The following is a 17,140-nucleotide window of genomic DNA, read 5'->3' as shown; positions in this document are numbered from 1 at the left end:
AGATGTTAAGAAGTTTACGTTTAAAAATTGCGGTAGTGTTTTCAGTTCTTATTTCTATGATGTTCGTAATATTGGGTACAGCTGTGTATCAATTACAGAAAGAAAAGGAAGTGCGTTCCTTAGACGAGTATTCTCAAAATGCGATGGATCTTGTAACAGAGCAACTTACGACATTTGTTCAAAGAACGGATGAAGATATGGGGTATTACGCGAACAGTGAGATGATTCGTAATATACTTCAAGGTGGGGTTACTCCAGAAGAGGAAGCGTTTTTAACGAAAGAGTTTGCGGAGTATAAAAAGAATCATCCTGGTATTTTAGATTTATATATTGGTACGAAAGATAAAAAAACATTAAGTGCCAATCTTGCTGAAGGTGGGCAAGTGCCAGAAGGATACGATCCAACGACAAGACCATGGTATAAAGATTCAGAGGCTGATGTAAAAAAGGTCCATTGGGGACAACCTTCTTATGAAATTGCAACAGGAAAGTTAAGTGTAGGTGTTTCTAAAGCAATTACAGCTCAAGATGGATCTGTATTAGGCGTTGTTGCGATGGATGTATCGCTTGGGACGATTCAGAAGTTGCTTCACAATATTCAATACAATAATGACGGAGAAATGTTTATTATAAATGATAAAAATATGGCTCTTGTTTATCCAGAAAAGATAGGGAAAGATGTTTCTAAAGAGCCACTTATAAAGAGCTTAAATAAAGAGGTAACAAAATATGCGGTCACTACAATAAAAGGTGAAGATGTAGTTGTTTATAGTCAATCATTTGATACGATGAAATGGACGATAGGAATCTTTTATCCGAAAGAAACGATCGATGGGCTATTAAATAGTACAAGAAATACAGTTATTATAATGGCATGTATTAGTTTATTAGTTGGAATCGTAGCTTCCTACTTGTTCTCAAGAAGATTAGCAAGACCACTGCAACTATTAAAGAATCACGTGCAAAAAGTAGCAGAAGGCGATTTAACGCTGCGAATGAAAGTGACAAGTAAAGATGAAGTTGGAGAGTTGACTAAGCACTTTAATGATATGGTTGAACAAATGAATGAAATGGTAAGTAAAATTAAAAACAGCGTATCAACGGTGCAACAATCAACGAATAGTTTACACTATTTAACGAATGAAACAGTAGCGGCTAGTAGAGAAGTTTCAGGAGCAATGGATGATGTGAGTGGAGGAGCTTCTACTCTTGCGAATAGTGTGGATGAAGTTTCAGCTCAGCTCGAGAATATGGCGGAGTCAGTGGAACAAATGAATAGCTCCGTTGGTGAGATAAAAGGAGTGGCTGGCAAAGCGGAAGAGGCATCTAAGCAAGGATTAAATACAATGAGGAATTTAATCCGTACGAGGGGACAATCATCTTCGATTGTTGTTCATACAGAAGAAGCATCGGATAAGTTAGAACAAAGAGTTGGATCGATTCAAAATGTTGTTGAGCTTATAAAAGGCATTTCAGATCAAACAAATTTACTTGCTTTAAATGCATCGATTGAAGCTGCCCGTGCAGGTGAGCAAGGTAAGGGATTTGCGGTTGTTGCTGAAGAGGTTCGGAAATTAGCGGAACAATCAAAAGAGGCAACTGGAGAAATCACAACGATGATTGGTGATGTACAAGTAGAAGTAAAAAGGGTTGTAGAAGTTGTAAGTAAATTGAAAGACATTGCAGATGTGCAAAATAAAGTGACGACAGAGGCGGAAATGGAGTTCCGCACAATTATGTCAGTCGTAAATACGATTAGTACTTCAGTTGAAAAAATTGTAGAAGAGGTACATAACATAGGTTACGAGCAAGGGGAAATTACAGCGGTAATGCATACAATTGCTGGTACGAGTCAAGAAAGTGCAGCTGTTTCTGAAGAGGTACATGCTGCAACGGAATCACAGGTGAATCATTTAGAAAAGGTAGCTCACACGATGGAAAGTTTGACAGAACATATGAGAGATTTAGAAAGATTAGTCGAGCAGTTTAAAGTGGAAGAGTAACATATTAGTAAAATGATGAGGATTTCGGTAAAATAGACAATGGATATATAAGAAACGATTATAGGAGGAAGACTACTATGGCAATTGTTGATGTATCGATTATTCCAGTAGGAACAGGTAATCCAAGTGTTAGTGAATATGTAGCAGAAGTACAAAAGGTGCTAGAGAAAAATGCGGATCGCGTGAAGTATCAATTAACACCGATGAATACAATTATTGAAGGAGATCTTCCTGTCATTCTAGAAGTAATTCAACAAATGCATGAAGTTCCATATACGAAAGGTGCGCAGCGCGTTGCAACAACAATTCGTATTGATGATCGTCGTGATAAAGTAAGCACAATGGAGAAAAAATTAAACTCTGTTCGATCAAAATTATAAAGAAAAGCAGCGATTTTCGCTGCTTTTTTCATATAGGAGGTAAATAAGATGAGTGAAAAGTTTAACGAACAATTTGACGGGTTGTTAGAGAAATACACGGAACTGTTACTTGGAGAGAGCAATGAAGAGAGAAAAGAACAGGTACAGAAGTGGGCACTTTATTCTTACATAGCGAAGACGATGCCAGCTTTAGTGAAGCATTGGAATGAGACGTATCCCGATGCGAAAGAAGAGATGGTGCAGTTAATTACGGATATTAAAAGGCTGAATGAAGAGAAGCGAAATGAGCAATAAAAAAACTTGAGGGAAATATAATCGTAAGTTTTCTGTATTAATATCCTTATATAATTTACATGGAATATTAAGGGTTTTATAGGCATGTCGAATATTTTCGACATGCCTATTTTATGCCTAGTAAACTCCATTTTTCTAAATGTCGAAAAATATTTCAGGTATATTTATAAGCGGAAATATAGGGTTTTAAATGTTTTTATAGTATTTTATAAATTATCTAAATAATTATTTGTATCCAATAATTTTAAACAATGATATAATTTTGAAGAGGGGTAAAAAACAGATAAATCAAGTCATAGGGGTGAATTACATGGAACAATTAATGCGAAATTCGTTTCTTTTCTTATCTAAAAATAAAGCGCTAACAAAACTGGCTAAAAAGTACGGTTTACGCTTTGGTGCAGGTCGCTTTGTCGCAGGGGAGACAATTGAATTAGCGACAGCAGCTATTAAGCAATTGAACAAGCAAGGACTTTGTGTAACAATCGATTATTTAGGGGAATTCGTTGATAATGAAGCGGAAGCAAATGAAATGGCTAACCAATCGATTGAAGCAATCCGTGCAATTGGAAGAGAAGGTCTTGATTCGCAGCTTTCTTTAAAGATGACTTCTATGGGATTAGATATCTCTGATGAAATCGTAATGAACAATATGCGCCGTATTTTAGAAGCGGCGAAAGAAAATGGTGTGTTCGTTACCATTGATATGGAAGACTATACACGCTGTGGTAAAACAATTGATATCTTTAAACAATTAAAATCTGAATACGATAATATTGGTACTGTTATTCAAGCTTACCTATATCGTACAGAAAAAGATATTGAAGATTTAAATGCTTATAATCCTAATTTACGTCTTGTAAAAGGTGCTTATAAAGAACCTGAAGAAGTGGCATTCCCAGACAAGAAAGATGTAGATGACAATTATAAAAAAATTATTAAAATGCACTTATTAAATGGAAATTATACTGCAATTGCTTCACATGACGAAGCGATTATTGAATATACAAAAAAACTTGCTGAAGAACACAACATTCCAAGGGATCAATTTGAATTCCAAATGTTATATGGTATTCGTAATGAGCGTCAACTTGAGCTAGTAAAAGAAGGCTACAAAATGCGTGTTTACGTACCTTATGGAAACGACTGGTATGGATATTTCATGCGTCGTCTAGCAGAGCGTCCAGCAAACGTTGCGTTCGTATTAAAAGGTATGGTTAAAAAATAACCAAGGAGAAAATACTCCTTGGTTATTTTAATTGCTGAAATGCATAATGTGCCATTTTCTTCGTATCAGGATACAGTTGCTTGCGGGTAGAAGATAATACAACATTAATGACACGTTTACCGTCTTTTTCATCCACTGTTACGACTGTATATTTGCCAAGTGCTGATAGACCGCTTTTACTTCCAATCGCATATGGATCGTCATATAGTTCTTCTCGTCCGTAGTTTGCGATGTTTGGAGAGCGTTCTGAAGTATGTAGAGTTGTACGCGTTGAATTCATATATTCTAAAACAACTGGATACTTTAATGCTTCTTTCGTAATAATAGCAATGTCATATGGTGATACTTTATTCCCAATTGCATCAGCACCACTTGCGTTTTTGAAAGTCGCATGCTTTGTACCAAGTTCCTTCGCTCTAGCATTCATCATTTTCACAAATTCATTTTTTGATCCTGCAATATGTTCTGCAATTGATTCAGCTATTGGATCTGCACTAATGATAAGCATAAGTTTTAATGCCTCATCACGCTTTAATTTTTCTCCAGCACGAAGTTTAATTTTCTTGCTTTGACTTTCTGTTTTAATTGCGTTTTCTGTAACCGTAATTTCTTCATCTTCTTTTACATTCTCTAGTAAAAGAAGGGTTGTCATCATTTTGGCTATACTAGCCGGATAAGAGCGTTCGTCTTCGCGTTTCCCATACAAAATTTCACCTGTGTTTGCATCGATTGTAACCCCATATTGCCCAGTAATGTTGGGTTGATCAGCTCTTACAGCTTGTTGTCTTTGTGCATAAGAGAAGAAAATCATCCCTGTAAATAGTGTGGCAATCATTACAATCATAACTATTGTTCGTTTCATTATAATTCCCTCATTTGTTACAAATAAATTGGGCAGAAAAAGCAGCCATTAATCATTATGCCACGTTCTCTGCCCAAAAATATAGCGTTATTTTTCGCCCATATTATGCTTTTTATATTGTTGGTTATTACCTTGACGTCCTTTTTCCACGCCGTGGTTATGCGGACCTGCGTTTCCAGTTACACTAGCTGCACTAATTCCAGCCTTTGAAGGGTTCTTCTTAAGTTTTGCCATATATATTCCTCCAGTTTCGTCAGATTATAAAAAGGGAAAGTGTATTTTAGTGAAGAAAATACATATATAGCATGGCCAAATGAAAGAAAAATATTTATTTCAGAAAATTTTATCAATAAATATATTGCGAAAATTTAAACAGTATCATATATTTATTAGTAGAGGCTCACTCATTGATTGCGACTTATGTCGAAAAATTGAATGAGCATTCATTCAAGAATAGGGGGAGAATTGGATGTTCCAAATTAAAAAGGCTGCTGTTCTAGGTTCAGGCGTAATGGGTTCGGGAATTGCGGCACACTTAGCTAATATTGGTATTCCGACATTATTGCTTGATATTGTACCACCTGCGCTTACGAAAGAAGAAGAAGCGAAGGGACTTACATTAGAACATAAAAGTGTGAGAAATCGTTTTAGTAATACGGCTGTGCAAAAACTATTAAAGCAAAAACCAGCTCCTCTGACAGTGAAAGGAAATCTAGCACTGATTGAAGCAGGTAACTTAGAAGATGATCTTGAGCGTCTAGCTGATGTAGATTGGATTATTGAAGTAGTAGTTGAAAACTTAGATATTAAAAAGAAATTATTTGAAAAAGTAGACGCTGTTCGTAAACCGGGCTCAATTGTAAGCTCGAATACGTCAGGCATTTCAGTTGAAAAAATGGCAGAAGGTCGTTCAGACGACTTCCAGAAGCACTTCTTAGGCACACACTTTTTTAACCCACCACGATATTTAAAACTTCTAGAGGTAATACCGACGAAAGAAACAGATCCACAAGTATTAAGCTTCATGAAACTATTTGGCGAAGACGTTCTTGGAAAAGGCGTTGTTATCGCAAAAGACACACCAAACTTTATTGGAAACCGCATCGGTACGTACGGTTTATTAGTAACTCTTCAAGAGATGATAAAACGCGGCTACAGCATTGGGGAAGTTGATTCTGTAACAGGCCCACTTATTGGTCGTCCGAAGAGCGCAACGTTCCGCACATTAGATGTTGTCGGTTTAGATACATTCGTACACGTTGCAAATAACGTATATGAAAATGTGCAAGAAGAAGAGCGTGATGTATTTAAAGTACCAGCTTTCATGCATGACATGCTTGATAAAAAATGGCTTGGAAGCAAAACAGGTCAAGGCTTCTTCTTAAAACAAGGAAAAGAAATTTTAGAATTAAATCCTGAAACGATGGAATATGAAGCGCGTAAAAAATTAAAAGCTGCATCCGTAGAGTTAAGTAAACAAGAAAAAGGATTAGCGAATAAATTGAAAGCGCTTGTATACGCAAAAGACCGCGCAGGAGAGTTATTATGGAACATCATTACACCAACTCTTTTATACTCTGCAAAACTTCATAAAGAAATTGCTGACGATATCGTTGCAATTGACCAAGCGATGAAGTGGGGCTTCGGCTGGGAGCAAGGACCGTTTGAAGTGTGGGATGCAATCGGCGTTGAAAAATCTGTTCAAAAGATGGAAGAAAACGGCGTAGTTGTTCCTACTTGGGTGAAAGAAATGTTAGAGAAAGGTTTCACTACTTTCTATAAACATGATAACGGCGATAGCTACTATTACGATAATGGCGAATATAAGCTAATCGAGCGTAATAAAAAAGCAATTTCTCTTAAGCAATTAAAAGCGAAAAATGGTGTATTAAAGAAAAATAGCGGAGCGAGCTTAATTGATTTAGGCGACGGCATCCTTTGCTTAGAGTTCCATTCGAAGAGCAATGCAATTGGTATGGATATTACGCAAATGATTAACTACGCTGTTGATGAAGTAGAAAAGAATTATAAAGGTCTTGTTATCGGTAACCAATCGAAGAACTTCTGCGTTGGTGCGAACCTAGCAATGATCTTAATGGAAGCACAAGACGACAACTACTTTGAAATTGAGTGGGTTGTGAAAAACTTCCAAGATGCAATGACGAAAATTAAGTACTCTTCTAAGCCAGTTGTAGCAGCACCATACGGTATGACGCTTGGCGGAGGTACAGAAGTTTGCTTACCAGCAGCGAGCATTCAAGCTTCTAGTGAAACGTATATGGGCTTAGTAGAAGTTGGTGTTGGCTTAATCCCTGGCGGAGGCGGTAATAAAGAGCTATACATTAAACACTTAAACAAAATGGCAAACGGTGTAGAGTTTGATCTGCAAAAAGTTGCAAATAAAGTGTTCGAAACAGTCGCAATGGCGAAAGTTTCAACTTCAGGACAAGAAGCAGTTTCTCATAACTTCTTAGGTGATAAAGATGGTATTAGTGTGAATGGTGATCACTTACTATACGATGCGAAACAGAAAGCACTTGCTTTATATGAAGCTGGTTATAAAGCGCCGATCCGTAAAAAGATACCAGTTGTTGGGGAAACAGGATATGCAACTCTTGCACTTGGTGCTGAAGCAATGCATTTATCTGGTTACATTTCAGAGTACGATCTTCACATTGCTAAGAAACTTGCATATGTCATTGCGGGCGGAAAAGTGCCGTACGGAACAGAAGTTGATGAGCAATATTTATTAGATGTAGAACGTGAAGCATTTATTAGCTTAGTAAGTGAGATGAAATCACAAGCAAGAATGCAGCACATGCTTGTAAAAGGAAAGCCATTACGTAACTAATAACGAGGGGAGATATCGTTCATGAGAGAAGCTGTCATTGTTGCGGGAGCAAGAACACCAATTGGAAAAGCAAAGAGGGGTTCATTAAAAACAGTTCGTCCTGACGATCTAGGGGCGTTAGTAGTAAAGGAAACGTTAAAGCGTGCGAATTATGAAGGACCAATCGATGATTTAATTTTCGGTTGTGCGATGCCAGAAGCAGAGCAAGGTTTAAATATGGCTCGTAATATCGGCGGATTAGCAGGACTTTCTTACGATGTTCCAGCTATTACGATTAACCGTTACTGTTCTTCAGGTTTACAAAGTATCGCTTACGGAGCTGAGCGTATTATGCTTGGTCACTCTGAAGCTGTATTATCAGGCGGAGCAGAATCAATGAGTTTAGTTCCAATGATGGGACACGTTGTTCGTCCGAATAGTCGCCTTGTAGAAGCGGCTCCAGAATATTATATGGGTATGGGACATACAGCAGAGCAAGTTGCTGTGAAATATGGAATTTCTCGTGAAGAGCAAGATGCATTTGCAGTAAGAAGTCATCAACGTGCTGCGAAAGCATTAGCGGCAGGAAACTTTGTTGATGAAACAGTACCTGTAGATGTGACGTTACGCTCGGTTGGATCAAACAATAAACTTCAAGAAGAAACAATCACTTTCGCACAAGACGAAGGTGTAAGAGCAGAGACAACGCTAGACATTTTAGGGAAATTACGTCCAGCATTTAACGTTCGCGGTTCTGTAACAGCTGGTAACTCTTCACAAATGAGTGACGGTGCAGCATCTGTACTATTAATGGATCGCGAAAAAGCAGTGAGCGATGGCATGAAGCCACTTGCGAAATTCCGTTCATTTGCAGTAGCTGGCGTACCACCAGAAGTAATGGGAATCGGCCCAATCGCTGCAATTCCGAAAGCGTTAAAACTAGCTGGCTTAGAGTTATCTGATATTGGCTTATTCGAACTAAATGAAGCATTTGCTTCTCAATCGATCCAAGTTATTCGTGAACTTGGTTTAGATGAAGAAAAAGTAAACGTAAACGGTGGTGCAATCGCACTTGGACATCCACTTGGCTGTACAGGAGCAAAACTAACACTATCTCTTATTCACGAAATGAAACGTCGCAACGAACAATTCGGTATCGTAACAATGTGTATCGGCGGCGGAATGGGAGCAGCGGGAGTATTTGAATTACTATAAAAAAAGTGCAGGTGGCTTGCTCAGAACAGGAGGGCGTTGGAAGCCTTGACGAAGAGGCGCTCTTTGCCTCGTAGGAAGAAGCGAAGGCACCGAACATTCTAGCCGCTGGAACTGGATTATAAAAAAATGGAAGCAACAAAGGTTTATAAAAACAAAAGGGAGAGCCAGCTTCTTTCAAAAAGAGAGAAGCGGCTCATGAAAATATGAAGGAGGAAATTTTCATGGAAAAAACAGTAGGAAATGCGGTTAAAGGCGGTAGCTTTTTAGTAGATGAGATTACGATTGATCAAGTGTTTACGCCAGAAGATTTTTCATCTGAGCATAAAATGATTGCAAAAACGACAGAGGACTTTATCGTAAATGAAGTTCTTCCAGAGCTTGAATATTTAGAGCAACATGAGTTTGATCGCTCAGTTCGTCTTTTAAAAGAAGCTGGAGAACTTGGTTTATTAGGCGCTGACGTACCAGAAGAGTACGGCGGAATTGGTCTTGATAAAGTAAGCTCAGCGTTAATCGCAGAGAAATTCTCTCGCGCTGGTGGCTTTGCAATTACTCACGGTGCTCACGTAGGTATCGGATCTTTACCAATCGTATTATTCGGTAACGAAGAGCAAAAGAAAAAATATTTACCATTACTTGCAACTGGTGAAAAATTAGCTGCATATGCATTAACAGAGCCAGGTTCAGGATCTGACGCATTAGGCGCAAAAACAACTGCACGTTTAAATGCAGAAGGTACACATTATGTATTAAACGGTGAAAAACAGTGGATTACAAACTCTGCATTCGCTGACGTATTCGTTGTATATGCAAAAATCGATGGAGAGCACTTCTCAGCATTTATCGTAGAGAAAGACTACGCTGGCGTATCTACAAGCCCAGAAGAAAAGAAAATGGGTATTAAATGTTCTTCAACTCGTACGTTAATTTTAGAAGATGCGTTAGTACCGAAAGAAAACTTACTTGGTGAAATCGGTAAAGGTCATATTATCGCATTCAACATTTTAAATATCGGTCGTTATAAATTAGGTGTTGGTACAGTTGGATCTGCGAAACGTGCAGTAGAAATTTCAGCACAATATGCAAACCAACGTCAACAGTTCAAACAACCAATCGCTCGCTTCCCATTAATTCAAGAGAAACTTGCGAATATGGCAGCAAAAACATATGCAGCTGAAAGCTCTGTATATCGTACAGTAGGTTTATTCGAAAGCCGCATGAGCACATTATCTGAAGAAGAAGTAAAAGACGGTAAAGCAGTAGCAGCTTCTATCGCTGAATATGCAATCGAGTGCTCTTTAAACAAAGTATTCGGTTCTGAAGTATTAGACTATACAGTAGATGAAGGTGTTCAAATTCACGGTGGTTACGGATTTATGGCAGAATACGAGATTGAAAGAATGTATCGTGATTCTCGTATTAACCGTATTTTTGAAGGAACGAACGAAATTAACCGCCTAATCGTACCAGGTACGTTCTTACGTAAAGCGATGAAAGGTGAATTACCACTTCTTCAAAAAGCACAAAAATTACAAGAAGAGTTAATGATGATGATGCCAGAAGAAGTGGGCGATGAGCCATTGGCACTTCAAAAATATTTAGTAACTAATGCGAAGAAAATCGGCTTAATGGTAGCTGGATTAGCAGCTCAAAAATACGGTAAAGCATTAGATAAAGAGCAAGAAATTCTTGTGAATATCGCTGACATCGTAAGCAACCTATACGCAATGGAGTCAGCTGTTCTTCGTACAGAAAAAGCAATTAAAACAACTGGTCTTGAAAAGAATAAACAAAAAGTGTTATACACTGAAGTATTCTGCCAAGAAGCATTCAACGAAATTGAAGCAGATGCGAAAGAAACACTTATCGCAGTTGAAAACGGCGACATGCTGCGCATGATGTTATCATCATTACGTAAATTAACTCGCCACACACCACTTAACGTAATTCCGAAGAAACGTGAAATCGCTGCGAAAATTTTAGAAGATGAGCGTTACACAGTTTAATATCTTTAAAGAACAGTAGTCGTTTATACGGCTACTGTTCTTTTTTTTTTTGAAAAAAGAAATTTTTTAGTGACACAAAACTAATACCATTAGTATAATGAAACTAATGGTATTAGTTTTCGTGAAAAGGGAGATGGAAATATGAGAATAATACATGAACAAACGGTATATCAATTGTCATTTTTGCCAAGAGTGTTTCCTGTGAATTGTTACTTTGTGGAGGAAGAAGATGGTTTAACTTTAATTGATGCGGCTTTGCCATATAGCGCAAAAGGTATTTTACAGGCGGCTGAGAAAATAGGAAAACCAATTACTAAAATTGTATTAACACATGCGCATGATGATCACATCGGTGCATTAGATGCATTAAAGGAAGTACTTCCTCATGTTCCAGTCTATATTTCTAAGCGGGACGCAAAGCTGTTAGAAGGAGATACGACGTTACAAAAGGATGAACCGAATATACCGATAAAAGGCGGTGTACCTAAAAAAGTAAAAACGGTACCTGATGTTTTATTAGAAGATGGCGACCGAGTTGGATCGCTTCTTGCAATTATGACACCGGGACATACACCAGGATCCATGTCGTTTCTTGATGTACGGAATAAAGCTCTTATTGTTGGGGATGCATTCCAAACAAGAGGAGGTATGGCTGTTTCGGGACAAATGAAATTTTGGTTTCCGTTTCCTGCGATGGCAACGTGGAGCAAAGAAATATCATTACAAAGTGCAGAGAAGTTAAGCGAATATGAGCCTTCCTTACTTGCGGCAGGGCATGGGGAAATGATAAAGAATCCAGGGACTGTCATAGAGCTTGCTATTAAGGAAGCGAAACGGAATATAGAAAGTAAGAAAGAGGGTTAATTTATGTCACCGAGAATCGGACTTACATTACAAAAAATTGTAGAAACAGCGGCAGAAATTGCAGATACAAATGGAATACAAGAAGTAACGTTAGCTTCATTAGCGCAAAGGTTAGGGATACGTTCGCCCTCACTATATAATCATGTAAAAGGGTTACAAGATGTACGGAAAAATCTTGGTATTTACGGAATAAAACAGCTGCATAACAAACTGGAAGAAGCGGCCGAGGATAAACGTATGGATGAAGCAATTCATGCATTAGGAGAAGCGTATGTAGCATTTGTCCGAAAACATCCTGGACTATATGAAGCAACTTTTTTACGAGATGAAGAAGTAAGAAAAGCAGGTGACGGAATTGTAAAGCTTTGTCTTCAAGTATTACAACAGTATGGCTTAGAAGGAGAGAATGCACTTCATGCGACACGCGGATTCAGAAGTATTTGTCATGGATTTGCTTCGATTGAACAGCAAGGCGGATTTGGTTTGCCGTTAGATCTAGATACAAGTTTACATGTATTATTGGAAACGTTTATTAAAGGGTTACGTGAATAAGAAGCAAGGTAAACAAAAACCTTAGAAGTGATTCTAAGGTTTTTTAGTGCATATGATTCGAAAAGAATGGTAGGCTTTTTCTTATGAAATGATATTATTTTGCAGGTTTGAAAAATGTATATATCGCTAAGAAAAAGCAAACGAAACTGAATACGATGGGGTCTTGATAGGGACTAGGCTCAGAGCCCTTCTGGATTTCTGTAAGGAAGTCATGTGTTTTCATATTTATTGCTCCTTTATATAAGAATACGTTTAATGAAACTAATACTTACTAATAGAGTTGCACTAATAACTACTAAGAAAAACGTAGTATTACGGTCTTTATAGTTGTTAAGCGCAATGAATAAAAAACAAATGAGAAATAACATATGTAAAGGAATAGAAGTGAGTAATGGCTTTAAAGTTAATATATCAATCAACAGTTTTACATAGAGGATTGCGTAAATGATAAAGAAGATAACTTTAACATATTTTTGTATGAGCACACCTTCCTACCATGGTTTGTTTGAGGATTATGCTGTTATTATAAGGGTAGCTTTTGAATGTTTGTATTTTTCTGTAATTATAACATTTTTTTGTATTTATAAATAGATGTGACTGATTTGAAATGTAAGAAAGCTTTTTCATGAATACGATTTAAAAAGAACAGAATACTAAAGGAGAATGAAAGAAGAAAGGTAGGAGTATTCCATGCAAAATTTAACAGAGCTTGAAGTAGAAAACTTACGTCATTTAATTGGTGGACATGCAACAATTATTAACAAGTTGGAGCAGTATGCACAAACGTGTACAGATCCACAACTGAAACAAATGCTACAAAAGGATGCACAAGATGCACGAAATACGAAGCAACAATTAATGACTTTTTTAGGATAGGAGGAAGCGGAACATGAATGAAAAAGATATGGTAAATGATTATTTAGCAGGATTAAATGCAAGTTTAACAAGCTATGCAAATTATATTGCTCAGTCTGATAATGAGCAGTTACATCAAACGTTAATTCAAATTCGTAATCAAGATGAGATGCGCCAACGTAATATGTATGAGTACGCAAAGCAAAAAAGTTATTACAAACCGGCAGCACCTGCGAATCCGATGATTGTGCAGCAATTAAAAAGTCAATTAAGTGCGGAATAACGGGATGACAAAAAACGGGCGAATGAAGTCGCTCGTTTTTTGTTTTGAGCATGTCAATAAATATAAAATAAATATTTTTCCAGTTGTAACAAATATGACGAAAATGGAATATAACAATTCACAAAAAGGACAAATACTTTGTTCAATATTTCACAAAGTATCCATGGTTTCTATCGTGGGAACCTCTATAATTAGGAGTGTAAAGAGCAAAAGAAATAGATTATATGATCAATTAGGAGAGATTGCTATGAAAAGACATACAAGAAAAATTGCAATTATCGGTACTGGATTAGTTGGATCAAGTTGTGCGTATTCCATTGTAAATCAAGGAATTTGCGAAGAGCTATTATTAATTGATATAAATCATGAACGTGCAGTTGGGGAAGCAATGGATTTATCACATTGCATTAACTTTACAAATACAAGAACAAAAGTATATGCAGGAAGCTATGAAGACTGCAAAGATATGGACATTGTTATTATTACAGCAGGGCCAGCACCAAAAACTGGACAAAGTCGCTTAGATACTTTAGGAGCGAGTGCGAAGATTATGGAAAGTGTTGTTGGCGGCGTAATGGAAAGTGGATTTGATGGTATTTTCTTACTTGCATCGAACCCAGTTGATATTATTACATATGAAGTGTGGAAATTATCTGGATTACCTAGAAATCGCGTAATCGGTACTGGTACATCACTAGATTCTTCTCGCTTAAGAACAATTTTATCTGAAATGCTACATGTAGACCCTCGTAGTATCCATGGGTATTCATTAGGAGAACATGGTGATTCTCAAATGGTTGCTTGGTCTCATGTAACTGTTGGTGGAAAGCCAGTTCTGCAAATTTTAGAAGAACAAAAAGAACGATTTGGTGAAATAGATTTAGATGAAATTGTTGAGAAGACTGCAAAAGCTGGCTGGGAAATTTATAAACGAAAAGGTACTACTTATTACGGAATTGGAAATTCTCTAGCATATATTGCGAGTTCAATCTTTAATGATGATCACCGTGTTATCGCTGTATCAGCCATTTTAGATGGTGAGTACGGTGAATATGATATTTGTACAGGAGTACCCGCTATTATTACTAGAGACGGTATAAGAGAAGTTGTAGAACTCAATTTAACAGAGGATGAAGAATCTCGATTCGCAAAATCAAACGATATTTTACGTGATTATATGAAAACAATTGGTTACTAACTTATAGAAGAAGGTGAAACGAATGAAGGAATATATAATGTCTCGTGTATTTAAAGCATCTGCTGGAATCGCACAAGGTATTTTCGTATCCCTCGGAATTGGTTTACTGATCGAAAATATAGGAAGAATTGTTGATATACCATTACTTATTACAATCGGAGTTGTTGCAAAATCCCTTATGGCACCGGCGATTGGTGCCGGCATTGCTTTTATGCTCGGTGCAAACGGTCTTGTAATCTTCTCGGCGATGGTAGCCGGAGCAATTGGTGCCGGATCCATTTCAATTACTGAAGCTGGTCTAATTATTAAAACAGGTGAGCCAATCGGTGCATTATTAACAGCAACTTTAGCTGTATATATTGGTAAACGTTTAAGCGGAAAAACTGCGTTAGATATGATGCTCGTTCCATTTGCAGCAATATTAGGTTCTGGTTTAGTTGGTATTTGGTTATCTCATAATATTACTCCTGTTTTAAATGCAGTTGGAGCGTTTATTAAAGATAGCTCGGCTGGTAGCCCGTTTATCGCTTCTATCGTCATTGCAGTAGTTTGGGGGCTATTACTTATCTCTCCAGCTTCATCAGCTGCGTTAGCAATTGCACTTAGCTTAGACGGTGTTGCAGGTGGTGCTGCTCTTGCTGGATGCGTCGCTCAGTTTATCGGATTCTCTGTCATCTCAGCGAAAGAAAACAATTTAGGTGGCATATTAGCTCAAGCACTTTGTACTCCGAAAGTACAGTTGCCAAATATCACTAAAAACCCAATGATTCTCGTTCCAACTGTCGTCGCCAGTGCTATAGTCGGTCCAGTATCAGCATTAATTTTCCAACTGGAAGCAGGAAAGGAAATTGCAGGTCTTGGATTAAGTTCTCTTATCGCACCAATTAATTTAATTTCCAGCCAAGGGTGGGAAGTTCTCCCGGCGATGGTAATTACTTATATCGTCATTCCAGTAGCTGTTTCTTATATACTTTACATTGCTCTAAAAAAAGCAGGTCGTATTCACTCTGGTGATATGACTGTACCGCAATCTTAAGTTGAAAATCTCCTTAATAATATATAAAAGCAGACTGAGAAGCCACAGTCTGCTTTTTTGTCATGCTACATTCTATGATTTTGTTTTACTGGAACTCTTATCGGTTCTTTGGCCAATAAGAGCTGAACGCCGAAGTAAAGTATACTTGCAAGCGTCATTCCAGAAATGGCATCTACAAAGGCATGCTGCTTCGTAAATAGCGTTGATAAAATAATAAGTGTACCGAAGAAAGTAAGGATGTAATATTCAAAAGCATGCTGTTCTCTACGCTTAAAGGCAGCTAACATAATTACGAATGTAGTAAGAACGTGAATGCTAGGGAAACAGTTTACAGGTTGATCGATACTATAAATATAGCGAACTAGTTCAGAAAATACATCTGTCCCAACGACAGTCGGACGCGGTACAGTTGTTTGCCAAAAATAATAAATAGAAAAACAAGCAAGCTTTCCAAAAATAATACTACTTAAAGTGACATAATATTGCTTTCGGTCTGCAAAGCAGTAATAAATAAGTGCGCCGTATAAGTATGGAAACCAAAGTAAATAAGGAATAATAAATGCTTTTACAAATGGAATCCAATCATCTACTACAGTTGTAACGTCTACTGCGTGAACAGTCGATTTATTTAATACGTCGTAAAGGGGACTTACGAGTACGAGTAGAAGTATATAACTTAACGGAAGAAAAGATGAAAGTTTAAATTTCTTCATGTTGATCTCCTATGTTTAGTAATGTAAGTAAATTCAATTGATTATAATATAGAAACGTGAATTGGGCTATCGATTTTACTTACATTTTCTTGAATTAACCTTACGTTTTTGTCACTTGACTAAAAAGAAGGGAAGGGTGCTAAATGAAGCGTTTATCGTATTTCTTATTTTTTATATTGATATGCCTAGTTGGTGCTGGGTGTGCAAAGGATAAAGAAGGAGAGAAATTAGAATATAACGGAAGAGCACTCGTAATTGGAGTTGTTGGAGAAAAGCCGAAAGATACGTTTAGGAATGTAAAGTTTGAGGAAATGAAGTTAGAGGCACTGGAAAAGAAATCTAAGGAAGTGGATGGTTTTCTAATAATGAAAGATCACTTTCAAGAAGCCTCAACAGAGCAGTATAAAAATGTATTTTCATCGCTAAAGAAACCAGTGTTTTTTATCGGTTTACAAGATAAATCATATTCAATTTTTATTACAAAAGGGATAGAGTATAACAGTGCACGAAAAGATGTAAATGCGATGTATACGCAAGGTTTTGCGAATATCGGAAGTGGTGAAGGGCAACAATGGGCAATTGGTTTATCAAATGGTGGAAACACAGAAGAAAGTATTCATAATATGTATATCGTAGTATTTCAAACAATTGCAGATTATTTGAATAGATGATGAAGGAGCCTGTAAAAGAGGCTTCTTATTTTTTTAAATAAACGTTTGTTTAAGCTGTATGTTCGGTAGGAAGAAACCGATGTAACTCAAGGGTTAACAAAGAGAAATGGAGAATTAATCAAACGTTTGTTTAAGCTGTATGTTCGGTAG

Annotated in this window: 17 protein-coding genes; 14 read left to right on the top strand and 3 right to left on the bottom strand. The window is 37.2% G+C overall.

Translation table 11 applies throughout. From position 1 onward, the window contains the following. Positions 1-2 precede the first annotated feature (2 nt). The 4 genes from HMPREF2590_RS21715 to HMPREF2590_RS21700 all read left to right on the top strand — a co-directional run bounded on the left by HMPREF2590_RS21715 (position 3) and on the right by HMPREF2590_RS21700 (position 3,905). Positions 3-2,003: a methyl-accepting chemotaxis protein gene (locus tag HMPREF2590_RS21715; protein ID WP_003314395.1), complete on the top strand. Its 2,001-nt coding sequence runs from the start codon at positions 3-5 to the stop codon at positions 2,001-2,003. A gap of 77 nt (positions 2,004-2,080) precedes the next feature. Continuing rightward, positions 2,081-2,383 carry an MTH1187 family thiamine-binding protein gene (locus HMPREF2590_RS21710; protein ID WP_001018860.1) on the top strand — a complete coding sequence of 101 codons (303 nt, stop codon included), beginning with the start codon at positions 2,081-2,083 and terminating at the stop codon, positions 2,381-2,383. A gap of 48 nt (positions 2,384-2,431) precedes the next feature. Continuing rightward, entirely contained in the window at positions 2,432-2,677 is a 246-nt protein-coding gene (locus HMPREF2590_RS21705) for a YusU family protein (RefSeq protein WP_001290594.1), read from the top strand. Between the two features lie 310 nt (positions 2,678-2,987). Beyond that, positions 2,988-3,905, top strand: a complete 918-nt coding sequence (locus tag HMPREF2590_RS21700) for a proline dehydrogenase family protein (protein ID WP_000436772.1) — start codon at positions 2,988-2,990, stop codon at positions 3,903-3,905. 22 nt (positions 3,906-3,927) lie between these two features. Here HMPREF2590_RS21700 and HMPREF2590_RS21695 read toward each other — a convergent pair whose 3' ends face one another. Further along, positions 3,928-4,767, bottom strand: a complete 840-nt coding sequence (locus tag HMPREF2590_RS21695; protein ID WP_000831466.1) for a D-alanyl-D-alanine carboxypeptidase family protein — start codon at positions 4,765-4,767, stop codon at positions 3,928-3,930. Positions 4,768-4,854: 87 nt separating this feature from the next. Then, on the bottom strand, positions 4,855-5,001 hold the full coding sequence (locus HMPREF2590_RS21690; protein WP_001096344.1) for a YuzL family protein: 147 nt from the start codon (positions 4,999-5,001) through the stop codon (positions 4,855-4,857). A 235-nt stretch (positions 5,002-5,236) separates the two neighbouring features. Here HMPREF2590_RS21690 and HMPREF2590_RS21685 point away from each other — a divergent pair, with 235 nt between their 5' ends. The 9 genes from HMPREF2590_RS21685 (at position 5,237) to HMPREF2590_RS21645 (ending at position 15,606) form a co-directional block, all read left to right on the top strand. Then, a complete protein-coding gene (locus HMPREF2590_RS21685; RefSeq protein WP_000486368.1) occupies positions 5,237-7,618 on the top strand; it encodes a 3-hydroxyacyl-CoA dehydrogenase/enoyl-CoA hydratase family protein in 2,382 nt (793 codons plus the stop codon). 21 nt (positions 7,619-7,639) lie between these two features. After that, the gene (locus HMPREF2590_RS21680) at positions 7,640-8,812 is read left to right on the top strand and encodes an acetyl-CoA C-acetyltransferase (protein ID WP_001206346.1); all 1,173 of its coding nucleotides are present in this window, start codon (positions 7,640-7,642) and stop codon (positions 8,810-8,812) included. Between the two features lie 221 nt (positions 8,813-9,033). Then, the gene (locus HMPREF2590_RS21675; RefSeq protein ID WP_000416291.1) at positions 9,034-10,818 is read left to right on the top strand and encodes an acyl-CoA dehydrogenase family protein; all 1,785 of its coding nucleotides are present in this window, start codon (positions 9,034-9,036) and stop codon (positions 10,816-10,818) included. A 141-nt stretch (positions 10,819-10,959) separates the two neighbouring features. Continuing rightward, positions 10,960-11,682 carry an MBL fold metallo-hydrolase gene (locus HMPREF2590_RS21670; protein WP_001220135.1) on the top strand — a complete coding sequence of 241 codons (723 nt, stop codon included), beginning with the start codon at positions 10,960-10,962 and terminating at the stop codon, positions 11,680-11,682. A 3-nt stretch (positions 11,683-11,685) separates the two neighbouring features. Then, entirely contained in the window at positions 11,686-12,234 is a 549-nt protein-coding gene (locus HMPREF2590_RS21665; RefSeq protein WP_000074938.1) for a TetR/AcrR family transcriptional regulator, read from the top strand. A 690-nt stretch (positions 12,235-12,924) separates the two neighbouring features. After that, positions 12,925-13,110, top strand: a complete 186-nt coding sequence (locus tag HMPREF2590_RS21660; RefSeq protein ID WP_001180555.1) for a hypothetical protein — start codon at positions 12,925-12,927, stop codon at positions 13,108-13,110. Between the two features lie 13 nt (positions 13,111-13,123). Then, positions 13,124-13,372, top strand: coding sequence for a spore coat protein (locus tag HMPREF2590_RS21655; RefSeq protein WP_001002987.1), 249 nt, complete (start codon positions 13,124-13,126; stop codon positions 13,370-13,372). A gap of 247 nt (positions 13,373-13,619) precedes the next feature. Further along, entirely contained in the window at positions 13,620-14,570 is a 951-nt protein-coding gene (locus tag HMPREF2590_RS21650) for an L-lactate dehydrogenase (protein ID WP_000820662.1), read from the top strand. A gap of 22 nt (positions 14,571-14,592) precedes the next feature. Beyond that, positions 14,593-15,606 carry a PTS sugar transporter subunit IIC gene (locus HMPREF2590_RS21645; protein WP_000666172.1) on the top strand — a complete coding sequence of 338 codons (1,014 nt, stop codon included), beginning with the start codon at positions 14,593-14,595 and terminating at the stop codon, positions 15,604-15,606. A gap of 65 nt (positions 15,607-15,671) precedes the next feature. Here the strand turns inward: HMPREF2590_RS21645 and HMPREF2590_RS21640 are convergent, their stop codons facing one another. Beyond that, positions 15,672-16,319: a phosphatase PAP2 family protein gene (locus tag HMPREF2590_RS21640; protein WP_000713762.1), complete on the bottom strand. Its 648-nt coding sequence runs from the start codon at positions 16,317-16,319 to the stop codon at positions 15,672-15,674. Positions 16,320-16,462: 143 nt separating this feature from the next. On the opposite strand from HMPREF2590_RS21640, the gene HMPREF2590_RS21635 reads away from it, so the two are divergent. Beyond that, a complete protein-coding gene (locus HMPREF2590_RS21635) occupies positions 16,463-16,990 on the top strand; it encodes a hypothetical protein (RefSeq protein WP_000826876.1) in 528 nt (175 codons plus the stop codon). Positions 16,991-17,140 lie beyond the last annotated feature (150 nt).

It is taken from the genome of Bacillus sp. HMSC036E02 (genome assembly GCF_001836235.1).
GTDB lineage: Bacteria > Bacillota > Bacilli > Bacillales > Bacillaceae_G > Bacillus_A > Bacillus_A cereus.
This window is presented reverse-complemented; position numbering and strand designations above follow the sequence as displayed.

What these genes read in the sequence shown, in the direction of transcription:
- HMPREF2590_RS21660 (WP_001180555.1), top strand. Translation starts at nt 12,925, where the DNA reads ATGCAAAATTTAACAGAGCTTGAAGTAGAAAACTTACGTCATTTAATT.
- HMPREF2590_RS21705 (WP_001290594.1), top strand. Translation starts at nt 2,432, where the DNA reads ATGAGTGAAAAGTTTAACGAACAATTTGACGGGTTGTTAGAGAAATAC.
- HMPREF2590_RS21665 (WP_000074938.1), top strand. Translation starts at nt 11,686, where the DNA reads ATGTCACCGAGAATCGGACTTACATTACAAAAAATTGTAGAAACAGCG.
- HMPREF2590_RS21635 (WP_000826876.1), top strand. Translation starts at nt 16,463, where the DNA reads ATGAAGCGTTTATCGTATTTCTTATTTTTTATATTGATATGCCTAGTT.
- HMPREF2590_RS21695 (WP_000831466.1), bottom strand. Translation starts at nt 4,767, where the DNA reads ATGAAACGAACAATAGTTATGATTGTAATGATTGCCACACTATTTACA.
- HMPREF2590_RS21680 (WP_001206346.1), top strand. Translation starts at nt 7,640, where the DNA reads ATGAGAGAAGCTGTCATTGTTGCGGGAGCAAGAACACCAATTGGAAAA.
- HMPREF2590_RS21710 (WP_001018860.1), top strand. Translation starts at nt 2,081, where the DNA reads ATGGCAATTGTTGATGTATCGATTATTCCAGTAGGAACAGGTAATCCA.
- HMPREF2590_RS21685 (WP_000486368.1), top strand. Translation starts at nt 5,237, where the DNA reads ATGTTCCAAATTAAAAAGGCTGCTGTTCTAGGTTCAGGCGTAATGGGT.
- HMPREF2590_RS21655 (WP_001002987.1), top strand. Translation starts at nt 13,124, where the DNA reads ATGAATGAAAAAGATATGGTAAATGATTATTTAGCAGGATTAAATGCA.
- HMPREF2590_RS21700 (WP_000436772.1), top strand. Translation starts at nt 2,988, where the DNA reads ATGGAACAATTAATGCGAAATTCGTTTCTTTTCTTATCTAAAAATAAA.
- HMPREF2590_RS21670 (WP_001220135.1), top strand. Translation starts at nt 10,960, where the DNA reads ATGAGAATAATACATGAACAAACGGTATATCAATTGTCATTTTTGCCA.
- HMPREF2590_RS21690 (WP_001096344.1), bottom strand. Translation starts at nt 5,001, where the DNA reads ATGGCAAAACTTAAGAAGAACCCTTCAAAGGCTGGAATTAGTGCAGCT.
- HMPREF2590_RS21715 (WP_003314395.1), top strand. Translation starts at nt 3, where the DNA reads ATGTTAAGAAGTTTACGTTTAAAAATTGCGGTAGTGTTTTCAGTTCTT.
- HMPREF2590_RS21645 (WP_000666172.1), top strand. Translation starts at nt 14,593, where the DNA reads ATGAAGGAATATATAATGTCTCGTGTATTTAAAGCATCTGCTGGAATC.
- HMPREF2590_RS21640 (WP_000713762.1), bottom strand. Translation starts at nt 16,319, where the DNA reads ATGAAGAAATTTAAACTTTCATCTTTTCTTCCGTTAAGTTATATACTT.
- HMPREF2590_RS21675 (WP_000416291.1), top strand. Translation starts at nt 9,034, where the DNA reads ATGGAAAAAACAGTAGGAAATGCGGTTAAAGGCGGTAGCTTTTTAGTA.
- HMPREF2590_RS21650 (WP_000820662.1), top strand. Translation starts at nt 13,620, where the DNA reads ATGAAAAGACATACAAGAAAAATTGCAATTATCGGTACTGGATTAGTT.